The following is a 26,086-nucleotide window of genomic DNA, read 5'->3' as shown; positions in this document are numbered from 1 at the left end:
GTTGTAGCGATGTTTGCGGCATTGTTGCGGCCGGGCCGCACTCAGATAACGACGGTTGCCACGCCATCCTTGGCAAGGTTCAGTGTCGTTATGTTTGCCGCAATTCTCGCTAACTTTGCCCCGGCTGGCGAGCGCTTAAAGACCTAACTTCTTCTCCAGGTAGTGGATATTGACCCCACCCTTGGCAAAGTTTTCATCTCGTACCAACTCTTCCTGTAGGGGAATATTGGTTTTGATACCGTCCACTACCAGTTCCGACAGGGCCACACGCATACGCGCCAACGCGGTTTCACGATCTTCCGCATGGGTGATCAGCTTGGCGATCATGGAATCGTAGTTGGGGGGTACCGAGTATCCGGAGTAGAGATGGGAGTCGACCCGCACACCCAGGCCGCCAGGCATATGGAAGTTGTTTACCTTGCCGGGGCTGGGGAAGAAGGTCTGCGGGTCTTCGGCATTGATACGGCACTCAAAGGCGTGACCGTTGATTACGATATCTTCCTGCTTCAGGGATAGCTTCTCACCGGCACAAACCCGAATCTGCTCTTTGATCAAGTCGACGCCGGTTACCATTTCGGTAACGGGGTGCTCCACCTGGATGCGGGTGTTCATTTCGATAAAGTAGAAGCGCTCATTTTCATACAGGAATTCAAAAGTGCCCGCGCCGCGATAGCCGATATCGATACAGGCTTGTACACAGGACTCATGTACCTGCTCGCGCACCTCATCGGGAATACCCGGAGCAGGGGCTTCTTCCAAAACTTTTTGATGGCGGCGCTGCAGGGAGCAGTCGCGATCGCCCAGATGGACGGCGTTGCCCTGTCCGTCGGCCATTACCTGGATCTCAACATGGCGGGGATTCTGCAGGAATTTTTCCATGTAGACGGTGCCGTCACCGAAGGCCGCTTGGGCTTCGGACTTGGTCACGGCAATCGCGTTCACCAGCTCCTCTTCCTTTTCTACCACGCGCATGCCGCGACCACCGCCACCGGCGGCAGCTTTGATAATGACCGGATAACCGATGCTGCGGCCAATCTCCATGCAGCGCTCGCTATTATCGGGCAGCGGGCCGTCAGAGCCTGGAACGGTGGGAACACCAGCCTTTTTCATGGCGGCAATTGCAGACACCTTGTCACCCATCAGGCGGATCACATCGGGATCCGGGCCAATAAAGGTAAAGCCGCTCTTTTGCACCTGTTCGGCGAAGTCGGCGTTCTCTGCGAGAAAGCCATAGCCGGGGTGCACGGCTACTGCGTCGGTGATTTCCATGGCGGAGATCAGGGCCGGCACATTTAGGTAGCTCTGCGGGGATGGGTTGGGGCCGATACATACAGATTCGTCGGCCAGGCGTACATGCTTGAGATTGCGGTCTACCAAAGAGTGCACCGCCACAGTGGCGATGCCCATCTCTTTACAGGCGCGCAAAATCCGCAATGCGATTTCGCCGCGGTTGGCGATTAGGATTTTGTCGAACATTGTGACTTACCCCACTCAGACGATGGTCACGAGGGGCTGGTCAAACTCAACCGGTTGGCCGTCTTCCAGCAGGATCGACTCAATAGTACCGGCCTTGTCGGCTTCGATCTGGTTCATCATTTTCATCGCTTCGACGATGCATACAACATCGCCAACTTTGACCTGCTGACCCACTTTCACGAAGGCCTCGGCGCCAGGGCTGGGTGCAGCGTAATAGGTGCCTACCATCGGGGATTTTACCGCGTGTCCGCTGATAGCCGGCTTGGACTCTTTTTCAGCTGGGGCAGCAGGAGCGCTGGGCGCCGGAGCAGCGGGGGCGGCAACCGGTGCGGGAGGCGCGCTGTAAATCGGTGCAACGGGTTGGGCTGCGCTGCTGACGCCGCGACTGATGCGCACGGACTCTTCGCCTTCTTTGATTTCCAGCTCGCCGATATCCGATTCTTCGAGCAGCTCAATCAATTTTTTAATTTTGCGGATATCCATAGTTATTTACTCGCAGTTTGATTCATTGTTGTGCAGGTGTGGCATCCAGTTGATGGATGGCTGCCTGTAGAGCCAGGGTGTAGCTGTTGGCGCCAAAGCCACAGATTACGCCGCAGGCCAGATCTGAAAGATAGGAATGGTGTCGGAAAGCTTCCCTGGCGTGGGGATTGGACAGGTGAAGCTCAATAAACGGGATGGCAACGGCTGCCAGGGCATCGCGCAAGGCGACACTGGTATGGGTGAACGCAGCGGGATTGATCACGATAAAGTCGACCCCACTGGTCGCCGCCAAGTGGATTCGTTCGAGCAGGGCTGATTCACTATTGCTCTGCAGGACTTCCAGTTCGTGGCCGGCGGCGTCGCACTGGCGCTCGGCGGCTTTATTGATATCCGCCAGGGTGGTAGACCCGTAGATGTGCGGTTCGCGACTGCCTAAAAGATTTAGGTTGGGGCCGTGAAGGAGAAGAAGTTTAGCCATAATTCGCCCTGAAGAAAGTTGCCGAAAACCCATATAAAGTGGGTTAAAATTGGCTATCTTGCGGGCAAACTCGAAATTTCGGCCTAGCTGCCCGAACTCATTAACCGAGTCTGCCGCAAAAGTGACTCCCTGTCCATGCCAGACTCGGAGTTTATCGAAGTTAGCAGCAGTTCGGCGATATTGGGCAAAAAATTAGTTCAAAATATCCGGGCTGTGGCCTGTTTACCTTGGGTTATTGGCTACAAAGGCGTCAAAAACTTTACTGAGTCACCCCAGTGCTCAAAGGGGAGTCCACAGCGTTCTCCAATTCCTGTAGTAAATCATCTTGAGAAAGTATTTGCGGCAGTATTTTTGCGTCGCCCCCATCGGCGGGATAGAGGAGATACAGCGGCACACTGGTACGCCCGTATTTGGCCAATAATTCGCTGATTCGCGGATCCTGGTTGGTCCAATCTCCTTTCAGCGCGACCACGTTGAGGCGCTCCAAAGCATCACTGACCTCGGTGCTCGACAGCACAGCTTTCTCATTCATCAGGCAGGTGATGCACCAGGCCGCTGTCATATTGGCCAGAACTGCACGCCCCTCACTGCGTGCAGTCTCCAGTCTCTCTGCCGAATAGGGCTCCCAGTAATCGCTGCTGGACAATTGTTCAGACTGATTGATGGTTTTCAGTTGCGGAAGTAGAAAAACCGCCAAGGCCAGGGAGGCCAGGGCCAGGGAACCGCGCAGCCAGTGCCATTGCGGACGCGGCCAAAGCCACAGGGAAAATGCAATGGCTACAGCACCAGCCAGTACCAGGGCAACTCCATCCCCCCCGGCTTGTCGGCCCAGAACCCACAGTAGCCATACCGCAGTGAGATACATCGGGAATGCCAACAACTGCTTTAGGCGATCCATCCAGGGGCCGGGTTTGGGCAGCTTTTCCGCCAGAGCGGGGATATAGGTCAACAACAGGAAGGGGGCCGCCATACCGGCGCCAAGGGCGGCAAAAACACTTAGCGCAATTAGCGCGGGCTGCGTAACAGCAAACCCCAGTGCGGAGCCCATCAGCGGTGCAGTACAGGGGCTGGCCACCAGGGTTGCCAGCGCGCCGGATGCCACAGAGCCCGACAATCCCTGACGTTTATTCAGGTTGCCGCCAATACCCATCAGGTTACTGCCGAGCTCGGTCATTCCGGACAGACTCAACCCCATGATAAAAAACAGGTAGGCGAGTGCTGCCACCAACCAGGGGGATTGAAGCTGGAAGCCCCAGCCGACAGCTTCTCCGCCGGCGCGAAGGGCGAGCATCACAGCGGCGATAGCCACAAAGCTCAAAACTACGCCCAGTGTATAAGCCCAGCCGTGGTGGTGCCTTTGGCTTGCATTTTGTGCCGCCTGGCTCACTGCCAGTAATTTAATCGACAGTACTGGGAAGACACAGGGCATCAGGTTCAGGATCAGGCCACCGGCAAATGCGAGAAGCAGCGCCAGTGATAAGGTGACATTGCTACTGCCTGCGGCACCGCCAGCACTCGCTGGCGGAGTGGGCGCGCCTGTAATTAAGGCGCTGTCCTGCGGTTCTATATCCTGACTGGCAAAATCCACACTGTAGTATCGGGTCTGAGGTGGATAGCAAAGGCCAGCATCTGCGCAGCCTTGATAGTGGAGCTCCAGTTGGGTGGAACCGCTGGTTTCAGGGATATCCAGGGCAAATTCGAGCTGGCCTCGGTAGACCTCAGTCTCTTTCTCGAAATAGTCGTCCCAAATGACTTCACCGGTTGGCAGGTTCAGGGGGATGGGAGTTTTTTCACCATTATCGACTCTGTACAGCGCCAGTTTTTCGCGATAGAGGTAGTACTCTGGGGCAATCTGGAAGAGTGCACTGAGGCCGTTGGCATCAAAGAGCAGATCCTGCTGATAAGCTTCATCGACCGGCAGGAAAGAGTTTTCCTGGGCGCTGCTCAGCGAGGCAAAAGGGTTATCGGAATTCTGCGCTGCAGCTCCAATGCTGGTTATGGCCAGCAGGATTGTCAGCAGAACGAGGAAATTTTTTCGGAAACTTTTGGTCATCACAGCCATAGATGAAAAAATTCATTATAGTCGGGCGCATAGTTCAGACTGCTGCACCAGACGGGGGTTCAGTCGCCGCAGCAGTATAGCGACGCCAGTGGTACAAAAAAACAACAATAGGGGATTGTTTTGCCGTCATTTGAACGCCTTCACAGCCTTGGGGTTTTACTGCTACTGGCATTTTGCCTGGGGGCCTGCTCATCCAATAAGCCCGCACCTAAAACGGTTGTCCCTCCTCCCGCCCCTAAAAAGACGCCATCCCAAGACCAGGTTCGGCGCAACAATATTTCCTTTTTTTTGAGTCGTGCGGAACAGGCGCTACGCAAAGGGCATCTAACCCAGCCTGCCGGTGCCAGTGCCTACGACTATTACCTGCGTGTATTGCAACTGCAACCGGATAACAGCAAGGCAGAAACCGGTATTCAAACCATTGTGGTCACCTATGTTGAGCGGGCGCGGGACGCCCTGCGTCGCAGGGATTTTGGGGCGGTGAATACCCTGTTGAAACGGGCCGAGATGTTGGCCCCGGCCAATCCGCTGGTGGCTGAAGTGCGTACACAGTTGGTCCGCGAGCGGGGGAGAGCGCAGCTCGATTTACCGCAAGGGGAGGTGATAGGTCTGCCAGCCGGTGAACTCGCAACAAGGTCTGCCGGGTTGGTGGAACAGTTGCAGCGAGTAGCGGGCAGGATTCGCAGCGAGCAGCTGCGCGTCATTATCGTAGCGCGCACTGATGCTGAGGGCCGTTGGGTTTATCAGCAACTGCGCGAGGCTGTACCCGGGTATCGGGTGCGTGGAGATATCAAAGTCGGGAATCCGGCGAAACTGATTCTGATTAAGCCCAGCGGAGGGGCACCATGAAAAAAGTATTGGCATTTGCCTTTTTAATCACCGCACTCCTTGTGTCTAAAGGCGCCTATTCCATAGGAATTACGGCGGAGGGGTATGCCCGGGAAACTCCTCCGGGACCTTCGATGAGCGCTGCCTTTGTGTCGCTGCACAACACTGGTGATTCGAGTCAGGTACTCACGGGTGTGGAGTTGCCGGGTGTTGAACAGGCTTCGGCAGACCTGCATACCACAATATCGGAGAATGGAATAAACCGGATGCGCCCGCTGGATCAGCTGACGATTGCCGCCGGGGCAAGTGTAGATATGGCTCCCGGTGGAGTTCACTTAATGATTAAAGGTCTGCGCTTGCAGGCGGGGGAAGAGTTGCCGTTGCGACTGCTTTTTGCCGATGGCAGCAGTGTAGATATTCTTGTGCCAATAGTTCGGATGAGTGATGAGGGGGAGCACCACCACCATCACCATGGCTGAATTGGCAGTTTTTTTGAAGTGAGGGGGAATTAAACATGAAGAAGTTATTGGTTTTTGCCGGTGCGCTGCTACTCAGCGCTTGTGCTCACAGCCCGCTGCAAATTTGGCTGCAGCCTCAGGTTCAGGTTGCTCCTGAAGCGATAGGCGAAGGCTTTAGTATGAGTGTGATGGGAGTTAATGAACTGCCCTCTGGCGGCTTGGGATCATTGGGTGGTGTTTATGCGGATACTGCTCAGGTAAGTATTGGCAATGACGCTGGTGAGGCTATTGCGGCGGGATTGCGTGAGGGTTTTTCAAATTGGTCATTCCGAATTACCGATAGCGCGCCGGAAGTTCAGGTGATCGCAAAATTGGTAAAACTCACCTACAACAGTCCAAATACGGTTTATACCACCGAGATTGACACCTCTGCTGAAATTCACCTGGAAGTGAAAATTGGTCCTCGCACTTATTTCGGCACTTACAGCGCTTCCGGCAAAGATCGGAACCTGGTTAAGCCCAGCCGTGAAGAAGTCCAAAGCCGTGTGAATGGACTGCTCAGCACAACTCTACAACGAGTATTTGAAGACGAGAAATTAAAAAATTTCTTGCGCAGCAATCTGTGAATGTGCAATTTATACATTTGTAGAAAAAACTCGGCTGGGAGGCTGGATAATTGAATAAAATCGGCGATCGTGGGCGATGATGTCGGTAACCTTTTTCGGTTATGGCCTGTCGCAAGGCACCTCCCCGCTACTGGGAAAGGTTTGCGCTTTGCTCTGTTGTGTTTTGAGTGAGTTTTCCCGTGACGCTGTTTAATCCAGAGGCCGCAAGTTACCTCGGCCCCCTCGCCCAGTTGGAAGAGGGGCTGCGCCCCTGTGAGCAGATCAGTTTACAGGCGGCGGAGGCGGCTCTCGGTGAAGTTGCCGATGGTGTCATTGTCACCGATGCTGCGGGTACGGTGGTTTACACCAACCCCCTGGTCAACGAAATGACTGGGGACCTGGTTGGACTGCTGCCCGGCCAGCCACTCAGCGAAGGTTTGCGCCTGTGCAATAGCCGGGGCGATGCGATAGAGCCGATACTGCCGGCATCCAGTGACCTGGGTGAAGTACCCAGAACCAGAGAGTTTAATGCCTGTATTGAGCGCCCAGGGGAAGAGCATGTCCCGCTTGAAGTGACCGTGCAGGTAATGGCTCTTTGGGATATGGGGGTGCTAAAAAATTATGTTTTGGTGCTGCGGGATACCTCTGCCGCGCGCCGGGTTTCCACCCGCCTTATGTGGCAGAGCAGCCACGACGCCTTAACCCGACTGCCCAACCGACAATTCTTTGAGAGTGAGCTGCAAAGTCAACTCAGCCTCTGTATCGATAAACGCCAGCACCATGTATTGCTCTACCTGGATGTTTATCAATTCAAAGTTATTAACGACACACTGGGCTTTGTTGCCGGGGACCAGTTGTTGGTTCAGTTGGTGGAGTTAATCAAGCGCTGCCTCTCCAGCGACGATCTGTTTGCCCGAGTCGGTAGTGATGAGTTTGCGATACTATTGCGCGACTGCACCCTGGAAGAGGGTGGTCGTGTGGTGGCTCGGCTGCGCGACTCTGTGCAGAACTTCAGTTTTTTCTGGGAGGGGAATGACAACCGGGTCGCGGTGTCGATTGGTGTTGTTGGTGTCGATCACTTTACCCCCAGTGCCAGTCAGTTACTGGCGTCGGCCAATGATGCCTGTTGCAGTGCCCGGGAGCAGGGCAGAAATCGCGTTAAGCTGTTTGGTGACTCCCGCAAGGTATTGGAGAAGCGTCGCGAGACCACCTGGGTTGCGGAAATTCACGCGGCTTTGCGGGAAGATCGCCTGATGTTGTACCGACAGCCAGTGGTTTCACTAAAGGGGGACCGCAATGTCCACCACTATGAAATCCTGGTGCGGATGCGCGGCCGTGATGGTGGAGTGATTTCACCGGGGCTGTTTTTGCCAGCCGCAGAGCGCTACGGCTTGATCGAGGAAGTGGACCGCTGGGTAATTCGCCGGGTCTTTGACTATATGGCCCAGGAGCAGCGCCTGGGGATGGTCGGAATTAATTATGCGGTCAATATTTCCGGTATCAGCCTGGGGGATGAGACCTTTGCTGATTTTGTGCTGCAGTCTCTGTCCGATGCCGGTGTAACGCCTTCACGGGTTCAATTTGAAATTACAGAAACTAGCGCCATCAATAATCTTGAACGAGCCCTGATATTTATCCACAAGCTGAGAGCCGCCGGTTGCAGCTTTGCCCTGGATGACTTTGGTCGCGGTGTTTCCTCCCTGGCTTATCTGCGTCAGCTACCGGTAGATTTTCTTAAAATCGACGGAAGCTTTGTGCGGAATATGCTCGAGGATGAAATTGATAGCGCAATGGTGAGCACTATTGATCACTTGGCGAAGAGAATGGGTATCAGCACTATCGCCGAGTATGTAGAGAGCCCGGAGTTAATGGAAAAGTTGAGCCAGATGGGAGTGGACTATGCCCAGGGGTTCGGTATTTCCGCAGCGACGGGGCTGCCGGAGCTGGATAGCTACCCGGGGATGCTCCACCATTCCAGAGGGCCCAAGCCTTAGGGGCCCCTGGAAATCATGTGCCTATAGATAACTGCTATTAGGCAATTGCTATTAAACAACCGGTGCGAGTAATTCGGAGTGCTGCTCGGCTTCTAGTCGCGGGCCGTATTGGCTCACCACCTGGGCGGCAGCGCGGCAAGCGAGTTCGCCGGCTTCGGTAAAACTCATTTCGCGGTTGATACCGTAGAGGAAAGCACCGGCAAACATATCGCCTGCGCCGTTGGTATCGATGGCGCGGACTTCGGGACTCTCTATGCGGTGAACGTCGTTGCCGTCCCATAGCAGTGCGCCATCGGCGCCCAGGGTAATCGCGAAACTGCGGCAGTAATCGCGCAGCGCTTCAACGGCGCCCTCCACAGAGTCGGTACCGGTAAAGCCCAGAGCCTCATCCCGGTTGCAGAACAGCATATCCACACCGCCGCCAATCATTTCCCGCAGCCCTTCGCCGAAGAACTGAACCATAGCCGGGTCAGACAGGCTGAGAGCGGTTTTAACTCCGTGGGCTTCGGCTTCTTCGCGAAGCTTGATCGCTGCGGCACGGCCCGTTTCAGAGGAAACTAGGTAGCCTTCGATATAGGCCCACTTGGAGGCGGACAGTGCATCGCTATCCAGCTCAGCGACTGAGAGCTGTTCACTCATTCCCAGATAGGTGTTCATACTGCGTTCGGCATCCGGGGTGATAAGCACCAGGCATTTGCCGGTAGTGCCCTCATCAGCTTGCTTCAGTGTTTCGGGGTAGTCGACCCCGGCGCTGTTAAGGTTGTTTCTGTAGAAATCACCATTCTCGTCAGCGGCAACTTTGCACGAATAGAAGGTGCGGAGACCGAAATAGCTGGCAGCAATGACCGTATTGGCACCGGAGCCGCCGCAGGCCAATTTGGCAGTGACCATATGGTTTTGAAGGTCGTCTACCAGCTGTTGCTGACGGGCGTCATCTACCAGGGTCATGATTCCCTTTTCCACGCCAAGGCTGCTCAAATCCTGGTCCGACACTTCGATTTCTGTATCGAGTAGGGCGGCACCTATGCCGTAGAGATCGTATTGCTGCATATCATTCCTATTCGGGCTTATTGTCTACATTTCCGCCGCATTATGGACGTGATTTTGCCAAGTGCAAGGCATTGGGGAGGGCTGGCGACAGCAAACCCTCACATAGGCGCTTGTTACATCTTGGTGAACTTATAGGCGGTTGCTGCGGTCAATCCTCGCACAGGTGTAAATAGCACCTTCACGTAAACCGCCAGGTGATAGATACTGCCAAGCCTGGATTTTAGCCCGCTAATTGAGTGGGCCCGCCAGTGCTGAAAGGCACTGGCAGCAAGATACCAGCGGAGCTGCCACCTGCTGGTACCCTGCCTTCGACTCTTCGATTGGGGCTGGTTAGGTCTCATGAGTCGCTTGATGTACTGAGTTGGCAGCGGGACTGAATCCTCATATGGCATCAACGAAACGCCGGCGCGTCAGAGCGTCAAAGCCCAAACGACGATATCGCTGGCTCAAGCTGCTAGTGCTTTTAGCCCTGGTGGGCTCCCTGGCGCTGGCAGCGTATATGGCTTACCTGGATGTGCAGCTGCGCGAGCGACTGGATAGCCGTCAATACCAACTCCCCGCCCGAGTCTACGCTCGTCCGCTGGTGCTGCGCGAGGGTATGGCAATGCATCCGGATGAGTTGGAGTCCGAATTTGCTGCCTTGAATTACCGCAAGCAGGGCACTCTGAGTGAGCCTGGTTCCTGGGTTCAGGACGGAATGAATTACAAGGTCTGGCGCCGGGACTTTATCCATGCCAATGGCCGCCAGCCTGCTGCGGTGGTCTCCTTCCGTCTGCGCAATGATCAAATCAGCGGCCTGCGTGATGACAATGGCCGAAGCCTGGCAGAGTTTCGCCTGGACGCAGCTAATATCGGCTCTCTACTAGGGGGAGGTGACGACCGCAATCCAGTGCGTTTCGATGATATTCCTCCCTTGGTAGCCAATACCCTGATTGCTGTTGAGGACCAGGACTTTCTCAATCACTTTGGTGTTTCCCCTCGCGGTATTGCCCGGGCCATGGTGGCCAACGCAAAAGCCGGACGATTGGTACAGGGTGGCTCCACAATTACCCAGCAGTTGGTCAAAAATATCTTTTTTGACCATAAGCCCAGCCTGAGGCGTAAATTCAACGAGGCCCTGATGGCCATCCTGATGGAGGTGCACTACGACAAGCGCTATATCCTGCAGGAATACATCAACGAAGTGTGGTTGGGTCAGCAGGGTGCCAGAGGTATTTATGGCTTTGGGTTGGCCTCTGAATTCTATTTCCAGCAGCCCCTGGACACCTTGGAACCCCATCAGGTAGCGCTGTTGGTGGGGCTGGCGAAAGGTGCGTCTTACTACAACCCCTGGCGCAATCCCGAGAGAGCACTGCAAAGGCGCAATACCGTGCTGGAATTGATGCTGGAGCAGGGGCTGATTACCCAGGAGGAGTTCCAGAAGTATTCCGCCAAGCCTCTGGGGGTGGTCAAGGGTGGTGTCGGTGCGCAGAATCCTTACCCGGCCTTTACTGAGCGGCTGTTGATTGAATTGCGTCCCTACTACTCCTACGAGGAATTGCGCACTTCGGGTTTACGGGTTTACACCACCTTGGCCCCTTCGGTGCAGAAGTTGGCGGAGGAGTCCATCAGTCAGGGCGTTAGCCAGCTGGAGAAAGACCGAGGGATCAAAGCCAATTCACTCCAGGCCGCGACAGTATTGTTGGATAATCGCAACGGCAATGTGCTCGCCATGGTGGGAGATCGGAACCCGGACTACCCAGGCTTCAACCGGGCGCTGGAAGCCCGCCGCCAGGTGGGCTCCCTGATTAAGCCGGCTGTGTTTCTCACTGCTCTAGAGCGACCGGAAGAGTACAACCTGGCCACCCTGATCGATGATGCCCCGGTGAGAATTGAAGAGGCGGATGGCGATGTATGGATGCCGCAGAACTTCGATAAGCGCGCTCACGGACAGATACCGCTATATATCGCTCTGGCCAAGTCCTATAACCTGGCGACGGCCCATTTGGGATTGGATCTCGGCCTGCAGAATGTGCGCCAGACGATTCGCCGCCTGGGTGTTGAATCCAGGCTCCCCCGAGTGCCGGCGATGTTGCTTGGTGCTGTGGAGATGACCCCGTTCGAAGTTGCCGGTATGTACCAGACCATCGCGAACAATGGTGAGACGGTACAGCCGCGCACACTGCTGGCGGTTTCCGATGCCCAGGGCGGCCGTGTACAGCACTTCCGCCGCAAGGCTAATCGCGGTGTCGACCCCGTTCCAGCTTACCTGTTGCGCTGGGGGCTGGAGCAGGCCATGCGTGAGGGTACCGGACGCCGCTCTGCCAAGCGCTTGCCAAGTAGCATCGCCTTTGCCGGGAAAACCGGAACCACTAACAATAACCGCGATAGTTGGTTTGCGGGCTTCTCGCCGGAAGTAACCGCTGTAGTCTGGCTCGGGCGCGACGACAATGAGCGCACGCGCCTAACTGGCTCCACCGGCGCACTGCCGATCTGGACGGAGATTATGCGCAAGCTGCCCCATCAACATGGACCGGCAGAGATGCCCCGAGGAGTGGAGCTTAAGTCAGTGAACTCCCGGGGGCAGTTTATGGACCCGGATTACTGTCGCGGTGGTTATGAGATTCCTTTCTCCTACGAGAGCCAGCTGCAACCGGCGCCGGAATGTCGGGGGCAGAACCGCTGGCGCTGGTTCCGCAATCTATTTGGCAATGGTCGCGACGAAGCGGCTCCCAGAGAGGAGATGAGTCCCGGTTGGGGGGTGGATACCAGTGAGCAGCAGATGCGCGATCAGCGCCGCCAACAATTGCAGGAACAACTTCGAGGTGACGATGCGGAAGAGTTTGGTGTAGATCCCGAGTATGGCTCCGATTATGAAGAGGAGCCCCTGGAGCTGCCAAGAGATAATACTTTTGGCGGGAGGGCTCACAGCGTACCGGTAGAGGAAGCCCAGCCGGTGGGGCCTGATCTGGAAGATCAGTGGCCCTAGGGAAGGTAGCGCGCGATTGAATCGCGCGCTTTATCGCCGGCTATCAGTCTTGCAGCAACTGTGCGGCTTCTTCGGCGAAATAGGTGAGGATGCCGTCGGCACCGGCGCGCTTAAAGGCCAGTAAGGACTCCAGAATAACCGCCTCTCGCTTCAACCAGCCATTTTCAAAGGCGGCGCAGTGCATCGCATACTCCCCGCTCACCTGATAGGCGAAAGTGGGAACCCGCAATTCTTCTTTTACCCGACGCACTATATCCAGGTAGGGCATACCGGGTTTCACCATCACCATATCTGCGCCCTCTTGCAGATCCAGGGCGCACTCGTGCAATGCCTCATCGGTATTGGCGGGGTCCATTTGGTAGCTTGCTTTATTGCCACCTTTCAAGTTCCCGGCAGAGCCCACTGCATCGCGGAAGGGGCCGTAGTAAGCGGAGGCATATTTAGCGGCGTAGGACATAATCAGGGTATTGCTGTGGCCCGCGCCTTCGAGAGCATCGCGAATGGCTCCGATACGGCCATCCATCATATCCGAGGGGGCCACCATATCGGCACCGGCTGCAGCGTGTGACAGGGCCTGCTGTACCAATACCTCAACGGTTTCGTCGTTGACGATATAACCGCTGTGGTCCATCAGCCCGTCCTGGCCGTGGCTGGTAAAGGGGTCCAGGGCTACATCGGTGATAACTCCCAATTCCGGTACCGCATTTTTCAGCTCGCGAACAGCCCTTTGTGCCAAGCCATCGGCGTCGTGGGCGGCACTGGCGCAATCGGACTTTGCCGACGGGTCGACTACCGGAAACAGGGCTATTGCGGGGATTCCCAGCTCTTGAACTGTCTTCGCTTTCTTGGCCAACAGGTCCACGCTCAGGCGTTCAACACCCGGCATTGAGGCGACTTTTTGGGTTTCGTTACGCCCCTCAATAACAAACAGTGGCAGGATCAAGTCGTCACTGCTCAACTGGGTTTCCCGCACCAGTCGACGGGAAAAATCCTTTGCACGCAGGCGACGCAGGCGAGTGTTGGGGTAGGCACCACGGCCGAAACTTTGGCTCATCGGGAAATTACTCCGGCTATCCATAGGGCCGCAGAAACCCCGCAGCCGCAATTGGCAGCCATCATATCAAATTGCCGCAGTGGGTGATTTTCGATTGCTGAGGGAAAGCGGTTTAAAAATGGGGCTGATGTAAGTGCCTTACCAATAGTTTGCCGGCAGCTTCTATATGTTTTGCCAGCAGTGCGGCGGCTTGGTCCCCGTTTCCCTCTTGGAGTGCATTGAGTATTGCAAAGTGCTCGTCCTGACTGGTGTCCTGGTAATTCAGACCGTGGGATTGGTAACCGATATAACGCTCACATTGCCGGTGCAGTTGCTCGACGGTACTAAATAGCGTGGGTCTTGCAGCTGCCCGGTAAATACAGGCATGGAACTCCCAATTCATTTTTCCGATCTGCTCGGCGGAGAGTTCAGGTTTGGCTTGCATGGATTCCAGAATATCTCTGGCCCGCCCCAGGATCTCTCCATTAAGGTTTTCCAGTGCCAGGGATTGCAGCAGCGGTTCCAGGCGCATGCGCATCAGGTAGAGGTCTTCCACTTCAATAGGGTCAAACTGCGGCACTGCGATGCCGCGTTTCCCGTGCCCGGTTAACCAGCCCTCATTTTTCAATCTTTGTAGAGCGTCCCTAACCGGAATACGGCTCACGGCGTAAAGCTCTGCCAGATCGGCTTGCTTTAGCACCTGGCCGGCGGCGAATCGCCCTTGCTGCAAGTCCGACTTAATTTTTTCGTAGAGGCCCATCGATGTTTATTAATTCCTGCGCTTGAAAAACCAGTAACACACCAGCCCCCCCAGCAGCCCCCAAAAGGCAGAGCTAATGCCAAAGAGGCTGATACCGGAAGCACTGATCAGAAAAGTAATAATTCCGGCTTCGCGACTGTCGGCTTCGGCTGTTGCGCCAGCCAGGCTGCTACCAATGACACCAATCAGTGCCAAGCCGGCGAGGCCGGCAATCAGTGCCTGGGGAAAGGCGCTGAATAATGCCACAACGCTAGCGCCGCAGAGGCCCACCAGCAGATAAAAAATACCGGCGGCAATGCCGGCGGTATAGCGTTTGTCGGGGTTGGGATGGGCTTCCGGGCCGGTGCAAATAGCAGCGGTAATAGCTGCCAGATTAAATGCAAAGCCACCAAACGGTGTCAGCAATAAAGAGGTGAGGCCGGTGCCGCTAATAACAGGAGATATAGGCACTCTACTGTAGCCACTGGCGGCCAGGGTTGCCGCTCCGGGCAGGTTCTGAGAGGTCATAGTGACGATAAAAAGAGGAAGGCCAATGCCAATTAAAGTGGAGAGGCGGAATTCTGGCGTGACCCAAACAGGGTGTGCCGCTTGCCAGCTGATCTGGGCCGATGCAATGAGTTGCAACTTCCAGCAAGTCGCCACCCCAGCCGCTAGTACCAAAATAATGGCATAGCGAGGCGCCCAACGGCGCCCGACTAGATAGGTCAGTAACATGATGCCGACCAATAGCGGTTGTGCCTGCAGAGAAGTAAATACTGAGAGACCAAATTGCAGAAGTATGCCTGCGAGCATAGCGCTGGCAATCGGTGCCGGCACCATTCGCGCTACCCGTTCAAAGGCTCCGGACAAGCCCACGAGGAGTGTTAACAGGGCGCTAAACGCAAAAGCACCAATCGCCTCAGCAATGGGTATGCCACTTAAACTGGTGGCCAAGAGTGCAGCACCTGGAGTCGACCAGGCAGTGATTACCGGGGCGCGGTAATACCAAGAGAAGGCAATACAGGTAATGCCCATCCCCAGGCCCAGGGCGCCAATCCAGGAGGCGATCATCGCTTCACTTGCGCCAGCTGCACGCGCGGCTTCAAAGACTATGGCGGCGGAACTGGCTACTCCCACCAGCACGGCGACAAAGCCTGCGCTGATGGCGGACAAACTGGTATCTGAAAACGGTGAGTTTTTCAAAATGTATACCTTTTATATTTTGTATACATTTTTAGCTGTTAGTTTTTTTGAGCGCAATAACTTTGCGGTGAAGCGACTGAGGCTTTATTGGAGGGGGGTAAAGTTAAACGGGCATAGAAGCAGCACCCGCAGGCTGCGGGTGCTGGAGAGAGGTGGGCAATTAGCCGAGGCGGGCGAAGACGCGTTCAGCGGCAGTGATTGTGGCCTCAATATCCTCATCGGTATGAGCTGCGGACATAAACCCTGCCTCATAGGAGGCCGGTGCCAGGTAGACACCTTCTTCCAGCATGCCGTGGAAGAAACGGTTAAAGCGCTCGTTATCGCAGGCCATTACCTGTTGATAGTTAGTTACTTTAGGTTCTTCGGTGAAGAAGAATCCGAACATGGTGCCGGCCTTATTGGCGGTAATTGGGATACCTGCGGCTTTACCAGCCGCCAGGATGCCCTCTACCAAACGGTCGGTTTTGGCAATTAAAGGCTCGTAGAAGGCGGGTTCTTCCACCAAACGCAGGGTTTCCAAGCCCGCGACCATAGCTACAGGGTTACCGGACAGGGTGCCCGCCTGGTAAACCGGACCCAGGGGTGCGATTTGTTCCATGATCTCGCGTTTACCGCCAAAGGCGCCAACGGGCATACCGCCGCCGATGACTTTGCCGAGGGTGGTGATATCCGCTTCGATACCGTAGAGGCCCTGGGCCCCGGTCAAGCTCACCCGGAAGCCGGTCATAACCTCATCGAGAATCAATAGGGCACCGTGTTGGTCGCAAACTTCGCGCAGGGTTTCCAGGAAGCCGGGTACCGGCGGAATGCAGTTCATATTGCCGGCAACAGGCTCGACGATGATACAGGCGATTTGATCGCCCAGCTCTTCGAAGCAGCTGCGCACACTATCAGCATCGTTGTAGCTCAAGGTGATGGTGTGATCTGCCAGGGCGGCGGGAACGCCGGGAGAAGAGGGTACACCCATGGTCAGGGCCCCGGAGCCGGCCTTAACCAGCAGGGAGTCGGAGTGGCCGTGGTAGCAGCCCTCGAACTTCACAATCTTGTCGCGGCCGGTAAATCCACGGGCCAGGCGAATCGCGCTCATGGTGGCTTCGGTACCGGAATTGACGAAGCGCACCAGGTCCATATTCGGCCACAGGCGGCAGAGTTCTTCGGCCAGTTCGGTTTCCAGTTCGGTTGGTGCACCGAAGCTCAGTCCCGATTGGGCCTGTTCCACCACGGCTTCAATGACTTCCGGGTGTGCGTGGCCCAGCACCATGGGGCCCCAGGACTGTACGTAGTCGATGTAGCGTTTCTCGTCTGCATCGTAGAGGTAGGCGCCCTCGGCACGGCGGATAAACACCGGGGTACCGCCGACTGCGCGAAAAGCCCGTACCGGAGAGTTAACGCCGCCGGGAATGTACTGCTGTGCTTCTGCGAAGAGCTGCTCGGATTTACTCATAAACTTATATTCAGGTTCTGCATAAAGGGCCTGGGGAGCATTATCGCGGGGGTGGCGCCTGAGGACAATGTGTAGATTGGCGACGACCGGTCACAGACTGTGTAGACAGAAGATCTCACCGTCATGGGGACGGTGAGATTGATCGGGGCAGGGGCGAAATTTGTGTCAGCAGCTCCAGGTTTAGCGTTCGCACCAGAACAGCCGGTTGGGAATCGGCCTTCCCATGCCCAGGCGCCGGCTGTCTTTGATCGCACTCCAAGCGTATTGCTGACTGCGGGTAACGGCTTCGATAATGGTCAGCCCGTGGGCGATATGGCAGGCAATGGCAGTAGCGAGGGTGCCGCAGACGCCATAGGCCGCTGGCTGCAAGCGCTCCCACTTGAACTCTCGCATGAGGCCGCGCTCATCGTAGAGCCGGTTCTGTAATTGTTGCTCGTGGGGCACGCCAGTCAGCAACAGGTAGCGACAGCCGGATTCGAGGATTTCCTGGGCCATGGCGTCGAGGACATCGGCCTCCACAGCCATGGCGCGAGCTTCCCTGCGGTTGGGGCACACCATGGTCGCCTTGGGCAACAACAGCGATACCATAGCCTCCCACAGAGGCGGGGCGAGAACGCTCTCTTTGTCGGCCAGTGTGGCATCGGGGTCGATAACGACGGGAATATCGGGGTAGTCGTGGAGTACGCTGTGAAGCGCGCGCACATTCTCTACGGAGCCCAGATAGCCGACCTTGATCGCGGCGATCGGCATGTCTTCCAAAACGGCCCGGGTTTGTTCAATTAGCAGGCTGTCGTCGACTGGGGCGACACCCAGCAATTCACCGGTGTTACACACGCTGATGGCGGTAACTGCCGAGGCCGCATGGCAGCCGAGACTGACCGCTGTCTCAGTATCTGCGGCAATTCCGGCGCTGCCGCTGGGGTCGTGGTGAGTAACGGTCAGAATAACGGGCTGAGGTGTATCCATAAGTGCTCTACATGACGGCCATTAGCTGTGCGCCTAATTCTAGTTGCTGAGCGCCTTTGACAAGGAATGAATACGCGCCAAATTAAAATGGCTTTACGACAACCAAAATGACGATGGCGACAAGTGCAACTGCTGGGAACTCATTAAATATTAGGAAGTAGCGGCGGCTGCGGGTAACGGTTCCCCGGGCAAACTTGCGAACATAGGCGCCACAGATATGGTGATAGCCCAGGAGGAGAACAACAAAAGTCAGTTTTGCGTGCATCCAGCCGGCGGAGGTGTAGTAGGCCGGGTTCAAACTGTAGAGCCAAATGCCCAAGGCAACGGTGGCCAGCATGGAAGGAATGGCAATACCGCGATAAAGGCGGCGTTCCATAATACAGAAGCGGTCGCGACTAACGGCATCAGTGGCATCGACATGGTAGACAAACAGTCGTGGCAGATAAAAAAGTGCGGCAAACCAGCACACCATCGCAATAATGTGAAAAGCCTTGATCCACAGCATTGAAAGTCCCCTTAAAAGAAACGGGAAGAAAAATTACTTCCGGTAAAAGTTGTTAATTTGTAGCGGCAGAATAATGCCCGCCGTGCGATTGTCCAGCGAACCGCTTTTATGACGGCAGACATATAGGCCATCCGCGCCACTTCTCTCCAGCTTTTGCGAGGCCTCCAGCATTGTCGCTCGCCAGCTTAGGGACGCCAGCTGTTTGCGTTCGCCGGGTAGTCTCAATAAATCGATCATTTCTCCCGGGTCTAGTAATTTATCTGATGCGGAGGAAACTTGTTTTTCGCTCTCGGCCGCCTCTTTCGCACCACCGCGAAGAAAAGTTGCCAAGTCTGCTGCACGCAGTAGTTGCGGTGCCGGCTCCTTGGGTAAATCGATAAGAATCCACTCGGGGTGTTGATTAATTAATTCTGTTGCTGCAGCGCGGGTAATTTCCCTAGGAGTCACAACAAAGCTCTGATTCATTTCGCTGGCAACTCCGACACTGCTCAGCATTTGCTGTCGCCAACTTGGCATTCCCGCTTTATTCAGGGCTCGCAGCGTTTCGTGATAGAGACCGATAGTGGAAAAGAGTTGGCGGCTTACTAATGTGGCCACCACGATCATCATCATTCCAGGGAATAAAATATGTGGGTTATAGGTAAGTTCCAAGATAGCGAGTAGCGCAGCTAGAGGCGCATTGAGCATGGCAGCCATCATTGCCGCCATACCCACCATGGCATAAAAGCCTGGACTCGCGGTGTGCTCACCCAGCCACAAGTTAGCCAGGCCACCGGCAATACCACCGATACAGGCACCGATAATCAGGCTGGGGCCTATTACCCCACCGGGAATTCCGAGCCCTGCCCCCAAAGCGGTTGCAACTAATTTCGCGGCGACAATAGCAATGAGTGTCGCTACCCCCAACTCTCCCAGCATTGCCATCTGCAAAGTGTCATATCCACCGCCCAGGATTTCCGGTACCCAGATACCCAAGGTGCCAGTAACAAGGCCAACCAAGAGAAATCGAAGAAGTGGGGAGTAACGCTGCTGGGGAATTAAAATACGCTGGGAGCGGATAAATAATCCGGCGAGAACCCCAATAACCAGTGCGCACACAAAAAGTAGCGGCAGCTCGGCAAGGGAATTGAGTTGAATCGCGGGTACATTAAAGTCCGGTTGGCTACCGAAAGTCAGCTGGGTGATGGCGCTACCGGCAACAGCCGCGAGAATTATCGGTAAAAAACCTGCCACAGTATATTCCAGCATCACGACTTCCATCGCGAATACTACGCCCGCCAGCGGGGTATTAAAGGAGGCCGCAATTGCTGCGGCTACACCACACCCCAGTAGGTTGCGACCGGAATTATTGGGGAGCTTCAGCGCCCTAGCTAACCAGCTGCCACTGGCGGCCCCCAAGTGTACAGCTGGGCCTTCCCGCCCCACCGAGTGGCCGCTAATTAAAATTATTGCGCCGGCAAAAAACTGTAGCAGGGCATTTTGCATTGGCATTTGCCCCTGGTGATTGTAGAGCCGGTCCAGGACATGGACCACTCCCACCTGGCGGCGTCTGGGATTTAGAAATAAATAGATACATCCCACTACCAGAGAGCCGATGACTGGCAATGCGAAGCGCCAGAAAGGGGGAAGGGATTCGTAATTTTGTGGGATTGATAAAAACAGCGTGGTCGGCCACTCCATCGCCAGCCGAAAAAGTACAGTTACCCCTCCGGCCAGGATGCCGGTGATCAGGGCCATCCCCAGTAAAGGCGCCAGCGCGTCTTTGGAGGAAAGCTGTAAGCGTATATTTTCGAGGCTGCCAGGCCTAACTAAATAACGCGAAAACGACTTTTTTAGCGAGTTCCTTGGGGGCTGTGACACCGCACATCCTTAAAATGCTGGGGCTTGTGGTAGAGTGCCTGTCTGGTTTTACGATTATCGTCTCAGTTGGCGGATATACCGGAGATTTTAGCAAGGTGATAAAAGTAGCGATTGTCGGGGGCACCGGCTATACAGGGGTGGAATTACTTCGGCTTCTCTCAACACATCCACAAGCGGAAGTTACCGCAATCACCTCCCGTTCGTTGAATGGTACCCCGGTTGCCGAGCTTTTCCCTAGCCTGAGAGGGCACTCGCAGCTGTCTTTCTGTAGCCCCGATCTCGAACAGCTGGCGGATTGTGACGTTGTATTCTTCGCTACACCTCATGGCGTTGCCCAGGCCCAGGTACCGGCACTTATTGAACGCGGAGTTCGAGTGATCGATTTGTCCGCCGATTTCCGTTTGAAAGATATACCTACCTGGGAGCAGTGGTACGGTCAGGCCCACGCCGCTCCGGAATTAGCTCAAAGCGCTGTTTATGGTTTGCCAGAAGTTAATCGGGAACAGATTGCCAATGCGCAGTTGATAGCCTGCCCGGGCTGTTATCCCACCGCGATTCAATTGGGATGGATACCGCTTTTGGAAAAGGGCCTGGTAGAACCTGGTGAGCTGATCGCCAGTGCGGCCAGTGGTATCAGTGGTGCGGGGCGACAGGGTAAGACCGACTTGATTATGGCTGAGAATAGCGACAACTTCCGCGCATATTCTGCCGCCGGGCACCGTCATTTACCCGAGATTGAACAGGGGCTTCGTCGAGTGCAGGCCACTGAATCCTCTCCCGCGCAGGTGACTTTTGTACCGCATTTACTTCCCATGATTCGCGGTATCCACGCTACTTTATTTGCCCGGTCAGTGGGGAAGGTTGATGCCGATGAGCTTCAACAGATCTTTGAAAACCGCTATAAAAATGAGCCTTTTGTAGATGTGATGCCGGCGGGCAGCCACCCTCAGACTCGTACGGTTAGAGGGACCAATATGTGCCGCATCTCGGTATTGCAACCCCAGGAGCGGGATACGGTACTGGTATTATCGGCCATTGATAACCTGGCCAAAGGCGCGTCCGCCCAGGCAATCCAGAATATGAATATTATGTTTGGCTTAACTGAGACGTTGGGCCTGGATAGCCCGGCACTGCTGCCTTAGAATCGGGTGTTTCCCGACAATCGATAAATCCCGGATAAGACTTAGCAGATTTCATGGTGCTCAAAGTTAAAGGCAGCAAGCAGTACCGCATGAAAGTGGTGCCTCATAAACCCTTCTCTGGTGTCATTGCCGTAGTGGGGGTCGTTTTTTTGGTATTAGTGACCTCGGCCGGGTCCTATTTCGCCGGGCAGTATCAGCTGCGCCAGAGCCTCGATCGCAAGACACTGGAGCATACTCAAGTACTCGATCGTGTTACCGCGCTTCAGAGTGAGAATGAATCCCTGCGAATGAGGGTTGCCACTGCAGAGCAGTCGCTGACTATCGGTGAGCAGGCGAGTGAGTCGGTGCGTGCGGAACTGGTGCAGAAAGAGAGCCAGATCGCAGAGCTAAAGCAGGAAATTTCTTTCTATCGCGGCGTCATGGCCCCTGAAGATGGGGGTGAGGGGGTGTCCATTGGACGCTTTATCCTCTCGCAGACCGGCGATCCAAAAAGTTACCAGTACAAGTTACAGATCAAACAGTCCGCAGCGCGTCGGGATGTTGTAAAAGGCACGGCCACATTTACCGTAGTGGGCCGTCAGGATGGGGAACCGAAGAGTTACCCTCTGAAGGAACTGTCGGAGCAGGTGAATAGTGAGTCGATTCAGCTGCGTTTTAAATATTTTCAGAATATCGAGGGAGAGCTGCGCTTGCCGGAGGGGTTTGTGCCCGAAGGTGTGGAGTTGTCACTTAAATCTTCTGGGCGCAAGGGCTTTAATATTGAGCAGCGCTACGGTTGGTTAGTACAGGAAAGTTAGCATAGGTGCCAAAGGCACGAGGTTTTGGGGATTATGTTAAGAAAAAAAGAGAAACAGATAACTATGGCCAATACCGGTAGTAACCACACGACTTTGATCGCTCGTCAGACTGAGATCAGCGGTGATATCCACTTCCGTGGCAACCTGGTCATCGAAGGTAAGGTGCGTGGCAATGTTACCGCTCACAGTGATAGTGATGCGCGCCTGCAAATTGTGGATGGCGGCATCATTGAGGGTGAAATTCGTGTGCCTCAGGTAGTGATCAATGGCAATGTGAAAGGGGATGTGTTTGCTGCGCGCCACCTGGAACTGGCTTCCAAGGCAATGGTAGAAGGCAATGTACACTATAAGCTGATCGAGATGCTGAAAGGTGCCCAGGTAAACGGTGCTCTGGTATCCAGTGCCGACTTGAGTAGCGCGGGTGAGCCCCATATGCTCGGCTATTCCGAAGATGAAACTGTCATTGAAGCCTCTTAAGTCCGGGTAGTATTGGCTGGCGCTGGTACTTTGTAGTACCGGCCCACCTGCCGGTTAATACTTGACTGAATTGCTGGGTTTAAGCAAGATGACGCCCCCGGGGCTGCACTCGTTATAACTTTTATACGAGCGGTGAATGTCCCGATGAGTTGAGAGAGACTTATGTCAGAAGCTGTATCCTTTTCTCCCGCGCCACTCGTGGTCACAGACAAGGCTGTGGCCAAGGTAAAAAGCCTGTTGGAAGAGGAGGGCAACCCGGAGTTGAAACTCAGGGTGTTCGTGACCGGAGGCGGCTGTTCCGGTTTCCAATACGGTTTTACCTTTGATGAATTGGTTGCCGAAGATGATGCCATCATAGAAAAGGATGGCATTCAGGTCTTGGTGGATGCGATGAGCTACCCCTACCTGGTTGGCGCCAATGTTGATTACGAAGAAGGCCTTTCGGGGTCGCGCTTCGTAGTACAAAATCCCAATGCGTCCGCTACCTGTGGCTGCGGATCCTCTTTCTCTATTTGAGAAATCCTAACCCGCCCTATTGATCAGGGCGGGTAAATAGCCCCTAGCACCGCCTCTTTCTGCGCGCCAGTCACTCCCGGGCAATTACCGGGCAGCCCTCTCAATGTCTGGCGGGCCAACCAAGCAAATCCAACGGCTTCAAGCCAGTCTGCGTCAATACCGTAACTGCCTGTGTCAGTAATAGACCAGGTGGGCAAGCGGCGCTGTAATCGCGCAACCAAGTCCTTATTTTTTGCCCCGCCCCCGCAAGTGAGCAGCTCGCCGCCTTCGGCAAAATTATGCACGGCATCGGCGATACTGGCTGCGGTCACTTCAGACAAGGTCGCCTGCACATCTACCGGCGCCACTTCCAAACCGGCGCAGGCCTGTTCGAGCCAGCTGGGGTTAAAAGTTTCACGGCCAGTGCTCTTGGGTGGTTCGGCGGAGAAATAGGGATCTGAAAGCAGGCGGTTGAGAAGTTCAGCATTGGCGCGACCGCTCGCGGCCCAGTCTCCATTTCTATCGTAGGGCTGGTTTTTGTGTAGGTTCACCCAGTAGTCGAGCAATGCATTACCTGGACCTGTGTCATAGCCGTAAACCTGGCCATCTGCCGTCAGCTCAGTGATATTGGCCATCCCCCCGATATTGACCACCGCACGGCTTCCATCAGTTTTGAAGGCGGCCTGGTGAAACGCCGGCATTAAAGGCGCTCCTTGACCACCGAGAGCGATATCCCGGCGACGGAAATCCGCAACGGTGCAGATGCCCGTCAGTGCTGAGATGGTGTTGGGGTCACCGAGTTGCAAAGTGAAGGGAGAAGTCACTGTGCCTGGGGGGCGATGGCGTACGGTTTGGCCGTGACTGCCAATGGCGGTAACAGACTGACCCTCAACACCGGCTCGGGCTAGCAGGGTATTGGTGGCCTCGGCAAAAACCTGTCCCAGTTGCCGGTCTAACTGTCCGGCGCGATCCAACTCTGAAGGGCCGGGGGCGCAGAGGCTGAGGATAGCTTCGCGCAGGCCGCTGTGAATCGGGTGGGCTAGCGCAGCCAGGATACGGGTGTTAATTTTTTCTTCATCGCCAAAATCGACCAGCACCGCGTCAATGGAGTCAACGCTGGTGCCGGACATCAGGCCGATAAACAGATCGGGCATATTCGTTGGCGCTTGTTAGGGGCTTTCTTCATCCAGTTGAGCCAGAGCCGGCCCCTGGAAGTTCTCTAGTTTCGCCAGAAGTGGCTGGGTCTGGTTTTTAAAACGGATCATCTCGGAAGTCGGTACCGACTTTGCCTTGGGCAATTTGCGCACAATGGTGGCGGGGTTGCGATGTCTGCCATCCACCAGGAATTCGTAGTGCAAGTGCGGGCCGGTGGCATAACCGGTAGACCCCACAGTGCCAATAACCTGGCGCTGCTTAACGCGCTGGCCCTTTTTGACTTTGCGCTTGGTCAGGTGGAGATAACGGGTTACATACCGTTCGCCGTGCTGGATAAATACGTAGTTGCCGTTGGGTTTGCTATAGCCGGACGCGATAACCCGACCATCGCCAGTAGAGTAAACGGGGGTGCCTCTTGGAGCGGCATAGTCGGTGCCATTATGAGGTCGGCGTGACTTGAATACTGGGTGCAGGCGGCTCGGGTTGAAGTGAGAGCTGATGCGGACTATGTCCAGCGGTGTGCGGATAAATGCCTTGCGCATACTTTTGCCTTCAGGCGTGTAGTAATTGGCATCACCACTGTTATCCACATAGCGTACAGCGCTAAAAGTTCTTCCCTGGTTGGTAAAACTGACCGCAAGGATAGGACCGTTGCCAATTTTCTCCCCATCCAGGAACAACTCTTCGAACATCACACTAAAATTGTCGCCCTTGCGAATATCTAGGGCAAAGTCGATATCGGAGCTGAATACATCCGCCATCTCCATTATCAGGCTGTCACTCAGCCCAGCATCGCTACCGGCCAGGAATAGGGAGCTATCGATCTGGGCCTGTCGGTAAGCCGGGTGGCTGTCGGGCTCGCGAGTTATCAGTGCGTGTTCAAACTTATCTGCATTTGTGCGAGTAAACTCAATTTGATTGAGTCGGTCCCGCTGTAATTTCAGGGACTGCAGCTGGCCATCATTATTTGTTTGAAAGGTCAGCTCTTCACCCGGAGTTAGACGTGCCAGCTGTTTTGCCTCTTTGCCGCTACCCAGAAGCTGGTACATCTCTTTGGCGCTGATCTTTGCACGTTGAAATAGGTCTGACAGCGTATCCCCATTACGAACTTCAAGGCTTAACGACTTGACCGCCTCAACACTGACGTTAAGCAGTGGGGTCTCCGCCGGCGTATAAGTGAGTGCAGGTTTGGCTTCAGAGCTGTCGCCGCTTGGGACCTCTGAAAGTTTGACGGGTAGGGATGTGCGCTTAGAGGAAATCTCCGGTGAAGGAATCAGAACGGCCAGCATAAGGACAAAGGCTGCGATGCCAGCGGTCAGCGCATGAACGCGGGGAAAATGCTTGGGTAAGCCGCCAATACGGAGGTCTGTACTCGATTTACGATGGTTTTGCATGGCGTTAGCGGATGGTACTGGCGGTCGTTGTTATTTGCGCTTGAAAAACTGAGTGTCTAAAAAACAGGCATTGGAGGGGCTTTATAGCAAAAAAGCCGCCTTGGTTCACGAGATAATTGACACGTCTTTGCACGGTTTGGTTCCTCATGAATTTTGTTTTTAGTGCGGATACTGGGCTGCTGCACGCTTGTATTTGCCGCAAACTTCGGTAATGTTGCAGCGCATTTTGCCGCCGCTTGGTGGCGCTAATTTCAAGCCTATATATGAGGGGAAAGCATGGCTGGGGTCGACATGACACTGCTTGAAGACTTGGACCGTCGCGGATTAATTAATCAAGCGACTGGTGACGGCGAACTGACGCAGCATTTGTCGGAGAGTCGAACCCTGTATTGCGGTTTTGATCCCACTGCAGACTCCCTTCATATAGGCAGTCTAGTACCGTTGCTGACCTTGAAGAGGTTTCAGGCGGCAGGG

25 protein-coding genes (1 of these 25 cut by a window edge) are annotated in these 26,086 nt (G+C 55.0%); 11 read left to right on the top strand and 14 right to left on the bottom strand.

What is annotated here, in order from left to right; all coding sequences use genetic code 11:
* The first annotated feature begins 9 nt into the window (after window positions 1-9).
* A complete protein-coding gene (locus ACJJIW_RS04000; RefSeq protein ID WP_444936734.1) occupies window positions 10-147 on the top strand; it encodes a hypothetical protein in 138 nt (45 codons plus the stop codon).
* Here the strand turns inward: ACJJIW_RS04000 and accC are convergent.
* The 4 genes from accC to ACJJIW_RS03980 all read right to left on the bottom strand — a co-directional run bounded on the left by accC (window position 136) and on the right by ACJJIW_RS03980 (window position 4,499).
* A complete protein-coding gene (accC, locus tag ACJJIW_RS03995; protein ID WP_444936733.1) occupies window positions 136-1,476 on the bottom strand; it encodes an acetyl-CoA carboxylase biotin carboxylase subunit in 1,341 nt (446 codons plus the stop codon). The genes ACJJIW_RS04000 and accC overlap by 12 nt on opposite strands.
* A gap of 15 nt (window positions 1,477-1,491) precedes the next feature.
* Window positions 1,492-1,959, bottom strand: coding sequence for an acetyl-CoA carboxylase biotin carboxyl carrier protein (gene accB, locus ACJJIW_RS03990; protein ID WP_282934436.1), 468 nt, complete (start codon window positions 1,957-1,959; stop codon window positions 1,492-1,494).
* Between the two features lie 22 nt (window positions 1,960-1,981).
* Window positions 1,982-2,437 (bottom strand): type II 3-dehydroquinate dehydratase, encoded by a 456-nt coding sequence (gene aroQ, locus ACJJIW_RS03985; protein WP_444914846.1) that lies wholly within the window; start codon window positions 2,435-2,437, stop codon window positions 1,982-1,984.
* Window positions 2,438-2,696: 259 nt separating this feature from the next.
* Window positions 2,697-4,499, bottom strand: coding sequence for a protein-disulfide reductase DsbD family protein (locus ACJJIW_RS03980; RefSeq protein WP_444936732.1), 1,803 nt, complete (start codon window positions 4,497-4,499; stop codon window positions 2,697-2,699).
* A 120-nt stretch (window positions 4,500-4,619) separates the two neighbouring features.
* Between ACJJIW_RS03980 and ACJJIW_RS03975 the strand changes: the two genes are divergently transcribed.
* The 4 genes from ACJJIW_RS03975 to ACJJIW_RS03960 all read left to right on the top strand — a co-directional run bounded on the left by ACJJIW_RS03975 (window position 4,620) and on the right by ACJJIW_RS03960 (window position 8,384).
* Window positions 4,620-5,348, top strand: coding sequence for an N-acetylglucosaminyltransferase (locus tag ACJJIW_RS03975; protein WP_444914844.1), 729 nt, complete (start codon window positions 4,620-4,622; stop codon window positions 5,346-5,348).
* The gene (locus ACJJIW_RS03970) at window positions 5,345-5,806 is read left to right on the top strand and encodes a copper chaperone PCu(A)C (RefSeq protein WP_413664261.1); all 462 of its coding nucleotides are present in this window, start codon (window positions 5,345-5,347) and stop codon (window positions 5,804-5,806) included. The genes ACJJIW_RS03975 and ACJJIW_RS03970 overlap by 4 nt, the downstream gene beginning before the upstream one ends.
* A gap of 35 nt (window positions 5,807-5,841) precedes the next feature.
* Window positions 5,842-6,411: a YajG family lipoprotein gene (locus ACJJIW_RS03965; RefSeq protein ID WP_444914843.1), complete on the top strand. Its 570-nt coding sequence runs from the start codon at window positions 5,842-5,844 to the stop codon at window positions 6,409-6,411.
* 179 nt (window positions 6,412-6,590) lie between these two features.
* On the top strand, window positions 6,591-8,384 hold the full coding sequence (locus tag ACJJIW_RS03960) for an EAL domain-containing protein (protein WP_444936731.1): 1,794 nt from the start codon (window positions 6,591-6,593) through the stop codon (window positions 8,382-8,384).
* 51 nt (window positions 8,385-8,435) lie between these two features.
* On the opposite strand, the gene ACJJIW_RS03955 is transcribed toward ACJJIW_RS03960, so the two are convergent.
* Complete coding sequence (locus ACJJIW_RS03955; protein ID WP_413664263.1) at window positions 8,436-9,434, bottom strand: adenosine kinase; 999 nt, start codon at window positions 9,432-9,434, stop codon at window positions 8,436-8,438.
* Between the two features lie 385 nt (window positions 9,435-9,819).
* Between ACJJIW_RS03955 and mrcB the strand changes: the two genes are divergently transcribed.
* The gene (gene mrcB, locus ACJJIW_RS03950) at window positions 9,820-12,402 is read left to right on the top strand and encodes a penicillin-binding protein 1B (protein WP_444912056.1); all 2,583 of its coding nucleotides are present in this window, start codon (window positions 9,820-9,822) and stop codon (window positions 12,400-12,402) included.
* Window positions 12,403-12,445: 43 nt separating this feature from the next.
* Here the strand turns inward: mrcB and hemB are convergent, their stop codons facing one another.
* The 7 genes from hemB to ACJJIW_RS03915 form a co-directional block, all read right to left on the bottom strand.
* Window positions 12,446-13,456 carry a porphobilinogen synthase gene (hemB, locus tag ACJJIW_RS03945; protein WP_444936730.1) on the bottom strand — a complete coding sequence of 337 codons (1,011 nt, stop codon included), beginning with the start codon at window positions 13,454-13,456 and terminating at the stop codon, window positions 12,446-12,448.
* Window positions 13,457-13,568: 112 nt separating this feature from the next.
* The gene (locus tag ACJJIW_RS03940; RefSeq protein WP_444936729.1) at window positions 13,569-14,195 is read right to left on the bottom strand and encodes a GntR family transcriptional regulator; all 627 of its coding nucleotides are present in this window, start codon (window positions 14,193-14,195) and stop codon (window positions 13,569-13,571) included.
* Between the two features lie 9 nt (window positions 14,196-14,204).
* Window positions 14,205-15,377 carry a benzoate/H(+) symporter BenE family transporter gene (locus tag ACJJIW_RS03935; RefSeq protein WP_444936728.1) on the bottom strand — a complete coding sequence of 391 codons (1,173 nt, stop codon included), beginning with the start codon at window positions 15,375-15,377 and terminating at the stop codon, window positions 14,205-14,207.
* Window positions 15,378-15,537: 160 nt separating this feature from the next.
* Window positions 15,538-16,821 carry a glutamate-1-semialdehyde 2,1-aminomutase gene (gene hemL / locus ACJJIW_RS03930; RefSeq protein WP_444936727.1) on the bottom strand — a complete coding sequence of 428 codons (1,284 nt, stop codon included), beginning with the start codon at window positions 16,819-16,821 and terminating at the stop codon, window positions 15,538-15,540.
* 180 nt (window positions 16,822-17,001) lie between these two features.
* Complete coding sequence (gene thiD, locus ACJJIW_RS03925; RefSeq protein WP_282934421.1) at window positions 17,002-17,787, bottom strand: bifunctional hydroxymethylpyrimidine kinase/phosphomethylpyrimidine kinase; 786 nt, start codon at window positions 17,785-17,787, stop codon at window positions 17,002-17,004.
* A gap of 82 nt (window positions 17,788-17,869) precedes the next feature.
* Window positions 17,870-18,292 carry a protoporphyrinogen oxidase HemJ gene (hemJ, locus tag ACJJIW_RS03920; protein ID WP_282934420.1) on the bottom strand — a complete coding sequence of 141 codons (423 nt, stop codon included), beginning with the start codon at window positions 18,290-18,292 and terminating at the stop codon, window positions 17,870-17,872.
* A 33-nt stretch (window positions 18,293-18,325) separates the two neighbouring features.
* Entirely contained in the window at window positions 18,326-20,029 is a 1,704-nt protein-coding gene (locus tag ACJJIW_RS03915; protein WP_444936726.1) for a chloride channel protein, read from the bottom strand.
* A gap of 218 nt (window positions 20,030-20,247) precedes the next feature.
* Between ACJJIW_RS03915 and argC the strand changes: the two genes are divergently transcribed.
* From argC to erpA, 4 genes are all read left to right on the top strand, one after another.
* Window positions 20,248-21,294 carry an N-acetyl-gamma-glutamyl-phosphate reductase gene (gene argC / locus ACJJIW_RS03910; protein WP_282934591.1) on the top strand — a complete coding sequence of 349 codons (1,047 nt, stop codon included), beginning with the start codon at window positions 20,248-20,250 and terminating at the stop codon, window positions 21,292-21,294.
* 53 nt (window positions 21,295-21,347) lie between these two features.
* A complete protein-coding gene (locus ACJJIW_RS03905; protein WP_282934418.1) occupies window positions 21,348-22,091 on the top strand; it encodes a DUF6776 family protein in 744 nt (247 codons plus the stop codon).
* A gap of 33 nt (window positions 22,092-22,124) precedes the next feature.
* Window positions 22,125-22,568, top strand: a complete 444-nt coding sequence (locus tag ACJJIW_RS03900; RefSeq protein ID WP_282934417.1) for a bactofilin family protein — start codon at window positions 22,125-22,127, stop codon at window positions 22,566-22,568.
* A gap of 162 nt (window positions 22,569-22,730) precedes the next feature.
* On the top strand, window positions 22,731-23,084 hold the full coding sequence (gene erpA, locus ACJJIW_RS03895) for an iron-sulfur cluster insertion protein ErpA (RefSeq protein ID WP_108731633.1): 354 nt from the start codon (window positions 22,731-22,733) through the stop codon (window positions 23,082-23,084).
* Between the two features lie 23 nt (window positions 23,085-23,107).
* On the opposite strand, the gene ACJJIW_RS03890 is transcribed toward erpA, so the two are convergent.
* Window positions 23,108-24,217 carry an anhydro-N-acetylmuramic acid kinase gene (locus tag ACJJIW_RS03890; protein ID WP_282934416.1) on the bottom strand — a complete coding sequence of 370 codons (1,110 nt, stop codon included), beginning with the start codon at window positions 24,215-24,217 and terminating at the stop codon, window positions 23,108-23,110.
* A 15-nt stretch (window positions 24,218-24,232) separates the two neighbouring features.
* Window positions 24,233-25,612, bottom strand: coding sequence for an OapA family protein (locus ACJJIW_RS03885; protein ID WP_444936725.1), 1,380 nt, complete (start codon window positions 25,610-25,612; stop codon window positions 24,233-24,235).
* A gap of 276 nt (window positions 25,613-25,888) precedes the next feature.
* Between ACJJIW_RS03885 and tyrS the strand changes: the two genes are divergently transcribed.
* Window positions 25,889-26,086 carry the 5' portion of a tyrosine--tRNA ligase gene (tyrS, locus tag ACJJIW_RS03880; protein WP_444912061.1) on the top strand. 1,107 nt of this gene lie beyond the right edge of the window, so only the first 198 of its 1,305 coding nucleotides appear in the window; the start codon lies at window positions 25,889-25,891; its stop codon lies beyond the right edge, outside the window.

It is taken from the genome of Microbulbifer maximicatervae (SeqCode), from assembly GCF_052467815.1.
This window is presented reverse-complemented; position numbering and strand designations above follow the sequence as displayed.

Excerpts from the sequence above, each read along its gene's own strand:
- ACJJIW_RS04000 (WP_444936734.1), top strand. The coding sequence starts at position 10 with ATGTTTGCGGCATTGTTGCGGCCGGGCCGCACTCAGATAACGACGGTT.
- accC (WP_444936733.1), bottom strand. The coding sequence starts at position 1,476 with ATGTTCGACAAAATCCTAATCGCCAACCGCGGCGAAATCGCATTGCGG.
- accB (WP_282934436.1), bottom strand. The coding sequence starts at position 1,959 with ATGGATATCCGCAAAATTAAAAAATTGATTGAGCTGCTCGAAGAATCG.
- aroQ (WP_444914846.1), bottom strand. The coding sequence starts at position 2,437 with ATGGCTAAACTTCTTCTCCTTCACGGCCCCAACCTAAATCTTTTAGGC.
- ACJJIW_RS03980 (WP_444936732.1), bottom strand. The coding sequence starts at position 4,499 with ATGGCTGTGATGACCAAAAGTTTCCGAAAAAATTTCCTCGTTCTGCTG.
- ACJJIW_RS03970 (WP_413664261.1), top strand. The coding sequence starts at position 5,345 with ATGAAAAAAGTATTGGCATTTGCCTTTTTAATCACCGCACTCCTTGTG.
- ACJJIW_RS03965 (WP_444914843.1), top strand. The coding sequence starts at position 5,842 with ATGAAGAAGTTATTGGTTTTTGCCGGTGCGCTGCTACTCAGCGCTTGT.
- ACJJIW_RS03955 (WP_413664263.1), bottom strand. The coding sequence starts at position 9,434 with ATGCAGCAATACGATCTCTACGGCATAGGTGCCGCCCTACTCGATACA.
- mrcB (WP_444912056.1), top strand. The coding sequence starts at position 9,820 with ATGGCATCAACGAAACGCCGGCGCGTCAGAGCGTCAAAGCCCAAACGA.
- hemB (WP_444936730.1), bottom strand. The coding sequence starts at position 13,456 with ATGAGCCAAAGTTTCGGCCGTGGTGCCTACCCCAACACTCGCCTGCGT.
- ACJJIW_RS03940 (WP_444936729.1), bottom strand. The coding sequence starts at position 14,195 with ATGGGCCTCTACGAAAAAATTAAGTCGGACTTGCAGCAAGGGCGATTC.
- hemL (WP_444936727.1), bottom strand. The coding sequence starts at position 16,821 with ATGAGTAAATCCGAGCAGCTCTTCGCAGAAGCACAGCAGTACATTCCC.
- thiD (WP_282934421.1), bottom strand. The coding sequence starts at position 17,787 with ATGGATACACCTCAGCCCGTTATTCTGACCGTTACTCACCACGACCCC.
- hemJ (WP_282934420.1), bottom strand. The coding sequence starts at position 18,292 with ATGCTGTGGATCAAGGCTTTTCACATTATTGCGATGGTGTGCTGGTTT.
- ACJJIW_RS03915 (WP_444936726.1), bottom strand. The coding sequence starts at position 20,029 with ATGGCCCTGATCACCGGCATCCTGGCCGGAGGGGTAACTGTACTTTTT.
- ACJJIW_RS03905 (WP_282934418.1), top strand. The coding sequence starts at position 21,348 with ATGGTGCTCAAAGTTAAAGGCAGCAAGCAGTACCGCATGAAAGTGGTG.
- ACJJIW_RS03900 (WP_282934417.1), top strand. The coding sequence starts at position 22,125 with ATGTTAAGAAAAAAAGAGAAACAGATAACTATGGCCAATACCGGTAGT.
- erpA (WP_108731633.1), top strand. The coding sequence starts at position 22,731 with ATGTCAGAAGCTGTATCCTTTTCTCCCGCGCCACTCGTGGTCACAGAC.
- ACJJIW_RS03890 (WP_282934416.1), bottom strand. The coding sequence starts at position 24,217 with ATGCCCGATCTGTTTATCGGCCTGATGTCCGGCACCAGCGTTGACTCC.
- ACJJIW_RS03885 (WP_444936725.1), bottom strand. The coding sequence starts at position 25,612 with ATGCAAAACCATCGTAAATCGAGTACAGACCTCCGTATTGGCGGCTTA.